At 60.2% G+C, this 11,145-nt stretch carries 10 protein-coding genes; 4 read left to right on the top strand and 6 right to left on the bottom strand.

Annotation, left to right across the window (positions count from 1 at the left end; genetic code table 11):
• The first annotated feature begins 87 nt into the window (after nt 1-87).
• On the top strand, nt 88-2,475 hold the full coding sequence (locus QZ190_RS10055) for a penicillin-binding protein 1A (protein ID WP_291915659.1): 2,388 nt from the start codon (nt 88-90) through the stop codon (nt 2,473-2,475).
• A gap of 41 nt (nt 2,476-2,516) precedes the next feature.
• Here the strand turns inward: QZ190_RS10055 and cyaY are convergent, their stop codons facing one another.
• Nucleotides 2,517-2,846, bottom strand: a complete 330-nt coding sequence (gene cyaY / locus QZ190_RS10050) for an iron donor protein CyaY (RefSeq protein WP_291915658.1) — start codon at nt 2,844-2,846, stop codon at nt 2,517-2,519.
• A gap of 39 nt (nt 2,847-2,885) precedes the next feature.
• Here cyaY and QZ190_RS10045 point away from each other — a divergent pair, with 39 nt between their 5' ends.
• Nucleotides 2,886-3,101 carry a lipoprotein gene (locus QZ190_RS10045; RefSeq protein WP_291915657.1) on the top strand — a complete coding sequence of 72 codons (216 nt, stop codon included), beginning with the start codon at nt 2,886-2,888 and terminating at the stop codon, nt 3,099-3,101.
• Nucleotides 3,102-3,178: 77 nt separating this feature from the next.
• Nucleotides 3,179-4,456 (top strand): diaminopimelate decarboxylase, encoded by a 1,278-nt coding sequence (gene lysA / locus QZ190_RS10040; RefSeq protein WP_291915655.1) that lies wholly within the window; start codon nt 3,179-3,181, stop codon nt 4,454-4,456.
• A gap of 47 nt (nt 4,457-4,503) precedes the next feature.
• On the opposite strand, the gene QZ190_RS10035 is transcribed toward lysA, so the two are convergent.
• Together QZ190_RS10035 and msrP are read right to left on the bottom strand one after the other, a co-directional pair.
• Nucleotides 4,504-5,103, bottom strand: a complete 600-nt coding sequence (locus QZ190_RS10035) for a sulfite oxidase heme-binding subunit YedZ (protein ID WP_291915653.1) — start codon at nt 5,101-5,103, stop codon at nt 4,504-4,506.
• Between the two features lie 28 nt (nt 5,104-5,131).
• On the bottom strand, nt 5,132-6,127 hold the full coding sequence (gene msrP, locus QZ190_RS10030) for a protein-methionine-sulfoxide reductase catalytic subunit MsrP (RefSeq protein ID WP_291915651.1): 996 nt from the start codon (nt 6,125-6,127) through the stop codon (nt 5,132-5,134).
• Nucleotides 6,128-6,356: 229 nt separating this feature from the next.
• Here msrP and QZ190_RS10025 point away from each other — a divergent pair, with 229 nt between their 5' ends.
• Nucleotides 6,357-6,743 carry a response regulator gene (locus QZ190_RS10025; protein WP_291915649.1) on the top strand — a complete coding sequence of 129 codons (387 nt, stop codon included), beginning with the start codon at nt 6,357-6,359 and terminating at the stop codon, nt 6,741-6,743.
• 43 nt (nt 6,744-6,786) lie between these two features.
• Here the strand turns inward: QZ190_RS10025 and ccsB are convergent, their stop codons facing one another.
• The 3 genes from ccsB to QZ190_RS10010 all read right to left on the bottom strand — a co-directional run bounded on the left by ccsB (nt 6,787) and on the right by QZ190_RS10010 (nt 11,053).
• Entirely contained in the window at nt 6,787-8,097 is a 1,311-nt protein-coding gene (gene ccsB, locus QZ190_RS10020) for a c-type cytochrome biogenesis protein CcsB (protein ID WP_291915647.1), read from the bottom strand.
• A complete protein-coding gene (locus QZ190_RS10015; protein ID WP_291915646.1) occupies nt 8,094-10,220 on the bottom strand; it encodes a cytochrome c biogenesis protein ResB in 2,127 nt (708 codons plus the stop codon). The genes ccsB and QZ190_RS10015 overlap by 4 nt, the downstream gene beginning before the upstream one ends.
• A 200-nt stretch (nt 10,221-10,420) precedes the next feature.
• Entirely contained in the window at nt 10,421-11,053 is a 633-nt protein-coding gene (locus QZ190_RS10010) for a c-type cytochrome (RefSeq protein WP_291915645.1), read from the bottom strand.
• Between the last annotated feature and the right edge of the window lie 92 nt (nt 11,054-11,145).

The raw sequence follows: 11,145 nt of genomic DNA, 5'->3' as shown, positions 1-11,145 counted from the left end.
ATGTTTGAATGAACACCCTCCACGCGCGCAGGATTTTTATAATGCCAAGTGTCCGGTAATCCGCTGGCCGCACCCACCCCAAGCCCTATGCCCCAACAAGACACTGCACCGGACACCCCCCAAAAATCGAAAACCAAACCCCCCGCTTCCGGCGCATGGGCATGGGTGGTCAAGCTGGCCTTATGGGCCGTGGCCTTGCTGGCTGCAGGTTTGTTTTGTTTGCTGATGGTCGTGGGCGTGGCCATGGTGACGGCTTACCCCAACTTGCCCGACATCTCGGACCTGGCCGACTACAAACCCAAGCTGCCGCTGCGCGTGTTCACCGCCGATGGCCAATTGATGGGCGAATTTGGCGAGGAGCGCCGCAATCTCACGCCCATCAAGGAGATTCCGCAAATCATGAAAGACGCGGTGCTCTCCATCGAGGACAACCGCTTTTATGACCATGGTGGCGTTGATTATTTAGGCATTCTGCGTGCGGGCATTGCCAACATCGGGCGCTTGAAAAGCCAAGGCGCATCCACCATCACCATGCAGGTGGCGCGCAATGTCTACCTGTCTTCCGAAAAAACCTACACCCGCAAGATTTACGAAATCCTGCTGACCTACAAACTGGAACACCTGTTGACCAAGGACCAGATTCTTGAGATCTACATGAACCAGATCTTCCTGGGCAACCGGGCCTATGGTTTTGCTTCGGCCGCTGAAACCTACTTTGGCAAATCACTCAAAAACATCACGATTGCAGAAGCCGCCATGCTGGCTGGGCTGCCCAAAGCGCCCTCGGCCTTCAACCCCATCGCCAACCCCAAACGTGCCCGTTCACGCCAGCTCTACATCATCGAGCGCATGGAAGAAAACGGCTACATCACCGCCCAACAAGCTGCACAAGCCAAAGCCGAGCCTTTGGCTTTGAAATCATCTGGCAACAAGAAGACCCTGCACGCCGAGTTTGTGGCCGAAACCGTCCGGCAAATGGTTTTTGCCCAATATGGGCAAGACACCTACACCCGTGGACTGAATGTGTACACCACCATTCAGTCTCAGGACCAAATGGCGGCCTACCAGGCTTTGCGCCAAGGCCTGATGGACTACGAGCGTCGCCAGGTTTACCGTGGACCTGAAAAATTCATCGCCCTGCCCAACGACCCCAAACTGGCCGAAGACCTCATCGATGAGACCTTGGAGGAGCACCCGGACAACGGCGACGTGATGTCGGCGGTCGTGCTGGAGGCTTCCAGCAAAAAGGTGGTGGTGGTCCGCCAAAACAGCGAACAAATCACCATCACCGGGACGGGCCTCAGCCCGGTCGAATCGGGCCTGTCGGACAAGGCCCCAGCGGCCAAACGGATTCGCAAAGGCGCTGTGGTCCGCATTGTTCAACTGCCCAAAGGCCAATGGGAGCTCACCCAGCTGCCTGAGGTTGAAGGTGCCTTTGTGGCCTTGACCCCTCAAACCGGCGCCATTCGAGCCCTGGTTGGCGGCTTTGACTTTGCCAAAAACAAGTTCAACCACGTCACCCAGGCTTGGCGACAGCCTGGCTCCAGCTTCAAGCCTTTCATCTACTCGGCTGCCCTGGAAAAAGGCATGTCACCTGCCACCATGGTCAACGATGCGCCCTTGTTTTTTGATGGCGGTGTGACGGGCGGCCAGCCGTGGGAGCCCAAAAACTACGACGGTAAATTTGATGGCCCGATGAGTTTGCGCACCGGCTTGGCCAAGTCCAAAAACATGGTCTCGATTCGCGTGCTGCAATCGGTAGGCGCCCGCACGGCGCAAGAATGGGTCACCCGCTTTGGCTTTGACGCGGACAAGCACCCGCCCTACTTGACCATGGCCTTGGGTGCAGGCTCGGTCACCGTGATGCAAATGGCCACAGGCTATTCGGTGTTTGCCAATGGTGGCTACCGGGTCAGCCCCCACTTGATCAACCGCATCACCGACTACAAGGACCGCCTGTTGGTCGACAGCCCGCCCCCTGAAATCAACGAGGCATCACAACGCGCGATCCCCCAGCGCAACGCTTTCGTCATGACCAGCCTGATGCAGGAAGTCACCCGCTCAGGCACGGCTGCCCGCGCGCAAGCGAGCCTCAAACGGCCTGACATCTATGGCAAAACTGGCACCACCAACGATGCGATGGACGCCTGGTTTGCGGGCTACCACCCCCAACTCACCGCCGTGGTCTGGATCGGTTATGACACGCCACGCAAACTCGGCGACCGCGAAACCGGGGGCGGGCTGAGCTTGCCTGTCTGGATCAAGTACATGGAAACCGCCTTGCGCAACCTGCCGATTTCCGAGCCTACAGCTGCCGAGGGCTTGGTGCAGATGGGTGGAGACTGGTTTTATTCGGAATTTTCAGGCGGCAGCGGGATCAGCTCACTGGGTGGTCAAAACGACACCAAAGGCCAAGCAGACGCCATGCCCCCCGAAGAAGAACGCAAGCGGATACTTGATCTGTTCAGAAATTGAGCCGGCAAGAACCGGCGAACAGGGCCGCTGACCTGGCGAACTCAGGGCTTGAAGATCAAGCTTTGACCGGATTGCTCCGAGGCATAACGCGACAAGCTCTGCCAAAACTCGCCCTGGCCTTTGGTGTCTTGCCAGTGCGTGCCGTCGAACTTGTAATGAAAGCCGCCGCAGCGCGCCGCCAGCCACACTTCGTGCAGGGGCTTTTGCAGATTGATCACGATCTGGCTGCGGTTGGGAAACGTCAAAGTGATCATGCCGCCCACCCGCTGGTTGTCCACATCGGCGTCGGTGTCGTCGTTCAGGCGATCGCAGCTGATCTCTACGCCCGCCAGCAGTCGTTCAGCTTGGTCCAGAAATTCAAGGTCGGTCATTACAATCGCAGCATGTTGAAGGTGATGAAGATTCTAGTCATGCTGCATGCCCTTGTTGGCGGTGCGGCCGTATTGAGCGCTTGTGGTCAACGGGGCCCCTTGGTCCTGCCCACCACACCCGCTTCGGCCGAGCGGGCCACCTTGCCTCAATCACTGAACCCGCTGCACTCGCCTCCCAAGGCCTCGCACATCGCGCCTGCGCCATCTGGCCAGGCCACCACACCGCAACCGATTCCTGATGCAACACCTCGATAACGAGCACAGACCTCAGGTCAAGCCCCGTTGACACTTGCCTACTTTATATCCCTTTTTACCCCGAGCCTTCTTAACCCATGACCTCTAACACCGCACTCCCAGGACAACCCCACATCGCCTATGCGGGCGACCAGCTGCATGTGGAGGGCGTGGCGCTGTCACAACTGGCCCGCGAACACGGCACGCCCTTGTTCGTCTACTCCAAAGCCGCCATGCTGTCGGCCTTGGCCGCTTACCAGCGCGGCTTTGCTGGACGCCAAGCGCAAATTTGCTACGCCATGAAGGCCAACTCCAGCCTGGCCATCCTGCAGGTGTTTGCCGAGGCCGGTTGCGGCTTTGACATCGTCTCGGGCGGCGAGCTGGCCCGCGTGCTGGCTGCGGGCGGCGACCCGGCCAAGGTGATTTTTTCGGGTGTGGGCAAGACGCGGGCTGAAATGAAACAAGCCCTTCAAGTGGGCATTGCTTGCTTCAACGTGGAAAGTGAAGCGGAACTCGATGTGCTGAGCGAAGTGGCCATGGGTCTGGGCAAACAAGCCCCGGTCAGCCTGCGCGTGAACCCCAATGTGGATCCCAAGACGCACCCCTATATCTCGACCGGGCTGAAGGGCAACAAATTTGGCATCGCCCACGAAAGTGCTGTTCAGGTCTACCAGCACGCCGCCAGCCTGCCCGGCCTGAAGGTCGTGGGCATCGACTTTCACATCGGTTCTCAAATCACAGACTCAACACCCTATATGGATGCGGTTGACCGAATGCTTGACTTAGTGGAAGAAGTCGAAAAGTCCGGCGTCCCAATTCACCATCTCGATTTCGGTGGCGGTTTGGGCATCAACTACAACGGAGAGACACCGCCACTGGCTGATGTGCTGTGCGAGAAATTGCTGGCCAAGCTGGACGCACGTGGCTACGGCCAGCGAAAAATCATGGTCGAGCCCGGCCGCTCACTGGTGGGCAACGCGGGTGTGTGCCTGACCGAGGTGCTGTACCTCAAACCCGGCGAGCAAAAGAATTTCTGCATCATCGACGCCGCCATGAACGACCTGCCCCGCCCGGCCATGTACCAGGCTTTCCACCAGATCGTGCCCGTGACACCCCACTCAGGCGATGGTGTCGTGTACGACGTGGTCGGCCCGGTGTGCGAAAGCGGCGACTGGATTGGCCGCGACCGCCAGCTGCTGGTACAAGCCGGTGACGTGCTCGCCGTGCTGTCGGCAGGCGCTTACTGCATGAGCATGGCCAGCAACTACAACACCCGCGGCCGCGCCGCAGAAATCCTGGTCGATGGCACCCAAGCCCACCTGATCCGCCAGCGCGAATCGGCGTTCGACACCTTTGCGCTGGAGCAGCTCGTCTGAAACGCCCTGTGCAGCCTGAAGAGGCTGCACAGCGACTGATGGCGCGCTCAGCGTCTCCGTACAAAACGCATCACGCGCCAGCCCAGCAAACCCGCCAAGATGCCCGCGTACACCAGCACCTCGGCAAAGTCCTGCTTGCCCGCGCGCATCCACCAAAAGTGCAACACGGCCAACACGGCCACCCCATAAACGCCCCGGTGGAGCAGTTGCCAGCGCCGGCCGCCCAACCAGCGCACGGCCGGGTTGAAAGAGGTGGCTGCCAGCGCCAGCAAGATCACAAAAGCACTGAAGCCCAGCCAGATGAAAGGGCGCTTGATGAGGTCTTTCAGCGTGTCGGCCAGGTCAAAGCCCATGTCAAACCAGGCGTAGCACAGCAGGTGCAAACTGGCGTAAGCAAACACCAGCAAACCCAGCATGCGCCGAAAACGCAGCAGTTCTGGCCAGCCCAGCCAGGTGCGCAAAGGGCTCACGGCAAGCACCACGCAGAGGCTGCGCAGGGTCCAGTCGCCTGTGGCGCGGATCAGGGCTTCGGCGGGGTTGGGGCCCAGCTGGTCCCCCAGGGTTTGCGCCAGCAACCAGACCCAGGGCAGGCAGCCAAGCCCCAGCAGGGCCCACCAAGCAGCAGGATGCCGCAGCGCCGCCCTCATGCCCTCAAGACCTTGACCCGCAGCGGCATCAGAAGAACTTTTTCAGGTCCATCCCGGCGTACAGCTGGCCCACCTGGGCTTCATAGCCGTTGAACATCAGCGTCTTGCGCTTTTTGGCCAGCAAACCGTCTTCGCCGATGCGCCGCTCGGTGGCCTGGCTCCAGCGCGGGTGGTCCACATTCGGGTTCACGTTGGAATAAAAACCATACTCTTGCGGGGCAGATTTCTCCCAGGATGTGACCGGCTGCTTGTCCGTGAAACGGATCTTGACCAGGCTCTTGCCGCTCTTGAAGCCGTATTTCCACGGCACGACCAGTCGCAGGGGTGCACCGTTTTGCTTGGGCATCACCTCGCCATACATGCCAAAAGCCAGCAAGGTCAGCGGGTGCATGGCTTCGTCCATGCGCAAGCCTTCGACATAAGGCCAATCGATCACACTCGAGCGCAGTCCCGGCATGGTCTTGGGGTCAGCCTGGGTCACGAACTCCACAAACTTGGCACCCGGCAGGGGCTCCACGCGCCGGATCAGATCGGCCATGGAATAGCCCACCCATGGGATCACCATCGACCAGCCCTCCACACAGCGCAGGCGGTAGATGCGCTCTTCCATGGCCCCCCACTGCATGAGGTCCTCCAGGTTCACGCGGGCAGGCTTCTTCACCAAGCCCTCGATCTCCACACTCCAGGGATCGGTCTTGAGGGTGTGGGCCCGCTTGACCGGATCGGCCTTGTCGGTGCCGAACTCGTAGAAGTTGTTGTACGTGGTGGCATCTTTGTAAGGTGTGGGCTTGTCCAGAACCATGGCGCCGGCCAGCTTGGAGGGCACCGAGGCCAGCGGCGGCAGCTGCCCGGGCCGGGCCATTTGGGCTTGGGCGTCGCGCAGGCCCCAGCCGGCCAAGGCCAGGCCTGCCGAGCCCGCAGCCAGCTGACGCATCAGGTCTCGACGGGATTGGTAAGCCGCCTGGCTCGTGATGTCGCTGGGCACAGGATGCAAAAATCCCGAGGAAGAAGTGCGGATGATCATGGTGCGGCCCCAGTTGAGAAATACCTTGCAAAGATTGTGAACGGTCCCAATCACTTTTGCACACAGGGGCCAAACGCCCTGCAACAAAATGCGAGCCATGCCAGACGCTTGGTGGACGCACCGACGCATTTGAAGCCTCCTGTCAGCGGCCTGCTTTTGCGTCTGACCACGCGCTAAGGCCCTTCATCTGTCGTTAAAATGAAATTTCATCTTGTTTTTATAAAACCCCATGTCGAACCCAGCCCTGATCGAAGTCGTCGATGACGATGCAGACATCCGGCGCATGCTGCAGCTGGTTTTGGAGGCGCGTGGCTTCAAGGTCCGCACCCATGATGGTGCCCACGCTTATCTGGCCGCCGCGCCCATGACCGAGCGGCGCGTGATGTTGCTCGATGTGCGCATGCCCAAAATGACCGGCGTTGAACTGCAGGCCTTGATGGTCAAAACAGGGGACCGCATCCCGGTGATTTTCATGAGCGGCGAGAGCCTGCCCCATGAAACGCTGGCGGCGCAGCAATCGAATGCGGTCACTTTCTTGTGGAAGCCCTTCAGAACCGAAGCCCTGCTCAACGCGGTGAGCAATGGTCTGGCGCTGTACGACCAGCTGACAGACTGAGGGGCCAGGTCCTTTGTGGACCGCAGGACCATGGCCCTTGCGGTTACAGCGTGCCGTAGCTGTGCAAACCGCTCAGGAACATGTTGACCCCCAGGAAGGCGAAGGTCGTGATGCCCAGACCCACCAGCGCCCACCAAGCGGCCACGGTGCCGCGCAAGCCCTTCATGAGGCGCATGTGCAGCCAGGCGGCGTAGTTCAACCACACAATCAGGGCCCAGGTTTCTTTCGGGTCCCAGCTCCAGTAGCCGCCCCAGGCTTCGGCCGCCCACAGGGCGCCCAGCACAGTGGCGATGGTGAAGAAAGCAAAACCCACGGCGATGGATTTGTACATCACATCGTCCAGGATTTCGAACGAGGGCAAACGCTCGGCAATGCGGCGACGGCCCATCAAAATGCCCGCCACGATGAAAGCCGACACACCAAAGTAAACCATCCAGTAGCTGCTGGTCTGGTCGTTGGCCGATTGGCGGAAAACCACCGGCTCGAAGCACAACACAATGCCCAGCAACCACAAGGGCGCCAGCTTGTACCAACGGGTCTCGGTCGCTTGCTGCTTGATCAGGTAGGCGAAGGCCACCATGGCGGCCAGGGCAAAGGTGCCGTAACCGATGAAGTTGGCCGGGACGTGGACTTTCATCCACCAGCTCTTGAGGGCGGGCACCAAAGGCTGAATCTCGTGGGCCTCACGCACCAGCGTGTACCAGAGCAAAAAGCCCACAGCAGCGCTGACCACCAACATCACAAACGCCCCCAAGGCGCGGGTCTTGTACTGCGCTTCGTAGTACAGGTAAAACGCCGTCGTCATCCAGCAGAACATGACGAAAACCTCGTACAGGTTGCTCACCGGGATGTGGCCGATGTCCGGGCCCAACTGGTGGCTTTCGTACCAACGCACCAAGGTGCCAATCAGGGCCAGACCCACCGCCACCCAGGCCATGCGCGAGCCCAACGACTCCATCGCATCGGCCTGACCGCGGATGAATATGCCCGCCCAATAAAAAACGGTGCTGATGAAAAACAGCATGCTCATCCACAGGATGGCCGACTGGCTGGACAAGAAATACTTCAACAGGAACACCTGCTCGGACCGGGCCAGGTCACCCTGATAAAGGTAAATGGCCAACAGCGACAGGCCCGTGACCACCAACATCAAGGTGCGCAGCGGCCGCCAGAACCACGCCAGCCAAATCACGGCCGGCAAGCTGCCGATCAGGATGGCCTGCTCGTACACGTCCATCGCGTGCTGGTAACGGGTGAAGGCGAACACCGTGCCCAGCAGTGCCAGCAGGGCAAAGCCCCAATCGATGGCCGTGCGGCTGGAAAAATAGCCCGGATTCAAAGTGACAGTCGTCATGGTGTTTTCTCGGAGCGGCCCAGCAAGCGGGCACTCAGTTGGTCAAATTCACGGTCCACGTCCATGGTCTTGCGGTTGGACGACAAGGCCACGCTCGCCTGGGCACCTTCGCCCTGCGGCGACAGCCAGATCCACAAGCGACGGTCCCGAACATACAGCATTGCAAAAATACCCAGGATCAAAAGGGCACAGCCCAAGTACACGATGGACTGGCCCGGGGCCCTGGCCACCTGAAAAACACTGGCTTGCACCTGCTTGAAGTCTTTCAGCAAAAACGTCATGGGCGCAGGGTAAAAAGGCGCATCCGACAGGGCCAGCACGGCCTGCGACATGAAGCCCTGCACCTTGTCTGTAGGCAGTGGCTTGGCACCGGCTTGTTCACGAGCCACCGCGTCCAGCTCGAACAAAGCGCCGTTCAAAATGCGCACAAACATCTCGCCTGCCCGGGGCCTCTCAGCCTCGGGCACATTGGTTTCCAGAAAATCAGCCAACGCCTGCAGGCCCGACACCGGCTTGCCCTTCACCTGCTCCAGGCCCGCAAACAGACCCAGCGAGCGCGCTGCAGAATCGGCCAGCTGCTGTGTCAACTCGGGCCGCTGCGGGTCGACTGCTTTGCGGGCGTAACGCTGCACCGCACGCTCGCGCAGCGCAGGGGTCTCCAGGGCGGCGCGCAGGCGTATGAAGCCGGTCAACTCGCCGTTTTCATCGGCCGGGGGGCGCAGGTAGCGGTAGGGCTCGCTGGGCGTCTCGCGCATGCCCAGCAAAAACACCGGCACGCCGTCGCCCGCATCCACGGGCAGCATGTAGTTGTTGTACTCACGCGCCTGGCCGGCCGCATCACGCAGCTTGTAGCTCACGCTCGGGCCCACATTGCGCAATTCTTTGGCATGCGTGGTCTTGTTGCCCGCACCCAAACGCTGGTCGATGGCGCTGCGCAAATCCACCTTGCGCACATCCACGGCCGTGCCTTGGGCTCCATCACCACCGGACATGTTTTCCACGTTGATCACGCGCAGCCCGGTGAACTCCAGGCTCATTTTTTCGTTGCCATTGGTCAGGTCGGTGCTGCCGCCAATGGTGCCTTCCACCTCAAACGATTGGGTGGCTGCCGACATGGGCACGGCCTGCAACTTCACGCTGGAGCCACCGTCGTCAAAGCTGGACTGGTAAATGTTGATGCCCTTGAAGCTGGCCGGGTGGTTCACCTCGACACGCGCTTCGCGCTTCTCGCCCGTGGCCTTGTCGTGGATGATGATGTCGCTGGCAAAGAGCTTGGGCATGCCAGTCGAGTAGTACTCGACGATGAACTTTTTGAGTTCAATGACAAAGGGCAGGTCCTGCAGCAAGATGCCGTTGGACTGGTTCAGGATGGCCGTGCCCGAGGCCGTGTCTTCGGCCACCAGCAAATTGCCCCGGAAGGCCGGGTTGCGCTCGGACAGGCGGTGCTGGGCGGGCACATCGGCGATCAGGCCGCCACCGTTGTAAATCTCCTTGCCACCAAACCACATCTGGGCGCGCACCGCCAGGTCACCGTCGAGCAAACCGCCCACACACACCAGCACGATGGCCGAGTGCGCCGCGATGTAGCCGATCTTGTTCGCCGCTCCCGCCTTGGCCGCCAGCATCCAGCCTTTGCCCGCCGGGGTGTCGCGCTCTTGCAGCTTGACTTTCCAGCCGCCTGTGGCCAGCAGAGCCCCCAGGCGCTTGGCGGCGGCCTCGGGCGCTTCGTTCAAATGGCCCTCGGCCTTGTGGTGGAAAGCCTTGAGGCTTTGTTCGCGGATGTTTTCCTTGTAGTTCTTCAGGTCCACCAGGATCTTGGGCGTGTTGCGGGCGATGCACAAACTGGTGCTGACCACCAGGAACGCCAGAATCAACAAGAACCACCAGGCGCTGTAGACGGTGTTGAGTTTGAGGGTGGCAAACAACTCGGCCCAAAACGGCCCGAACTGGTTGATGTAGTTGTTGCTGGGCTCGTTTTGCTTGAGCACCGTGCCGATCACCGAGGCGATGCAGATGATCGTCAACAAGGAGATGGCAAACCGCATGGACGACAGCAACTCGATCACGGCCTGCCCTCGGGGCGAGCTGCGCTCGGAATCAGGGCTGGATGCAACAGTCGTCATGGGGTGTACAAAAAGGAAGCAGACAAGGAAATGGCGGGACAGTGCCCGCCACAAACGTTCAAGGCCGGAAAACCGGCCTTGGAGCATGTCATATCAGCCGGTTCTTAATTGTGCCCCAGGGCAGCGTTGCAGGCCTTAAAACCCCCTGAAGTCCACAGGGCAAAACCCACAAGCAACCGAGTCACCACCCGGCCAGACGATCAGCGCAGACCCGCAATGTAGTCCGACACCGCCTTGATTTCGCGGTCGTTCATTTTGGCGGCGACCTGCGTCATTTGCAGGTTGTTCTTGCGCACGCCTTCACGGAACTGAATCAACTGCGCAGCAGTGTATTCAGCGTGCTGACCGGACAAACGGGGGTACTGCGAAGGCATGCCCGCGCCGTTGGGCGAATGGCAGCTGGCGCATGCAGCGATCTGGCGGTCAGGAATGCCACCGCGGTAGATGCGCTCGCCCCAGGCCACGGTGTCTTTTTCCTTGGCAAAACCAGGTTTGGCTTGCTTGGACGCCAACCAAAAAGCGATGTTGCGCATGTCGTCATCGCTCAAGGCAGCGACCATGCCGCTCATCACGGCGTTGGCACGTTTGCCCGATTTGTACTCCTGCAATTGCTTGAGCAGGTATTCAGGGTGCTGCTGGGCCAACTTGGGGTTGGCCGGTGTGCTGGAGTTGCCATCGGCTGCATGGCAGGCCACGCAAGCTTGGCTGAAAATGGCTTCGCCTTTGGCCAAGTCGGGTTTGGCGGCCTTGGGGGCAGGGCCCGCGGCCAAGGCAGAACCGGCCACCAAAGCGGCCGACAGAGCAGTGATCAAGAGAGAGGAAATCGACTTCATGGCGTGATCCAGGAGTTGGCGCAAAACCTAAGGATTCTACAATGAGGTCCGCGTCAGTTTCCTGACGACCCAAGGTATCCCTGATTTATGAG

The sequence above is a fragment of the Limnohabitans sp. genome (assembly GCF_017848645.1).
In the GTDB taxonomy this organism is placed as follows: Bacteria; Pseudomonadota; Gammaproteobacteria; order Burkholderiales; family Burkholderiaceae_C; genus Limnohabitans_A.
This window is presented reverse-complemented; position numbering and strand designations above follow the sequence as displayed.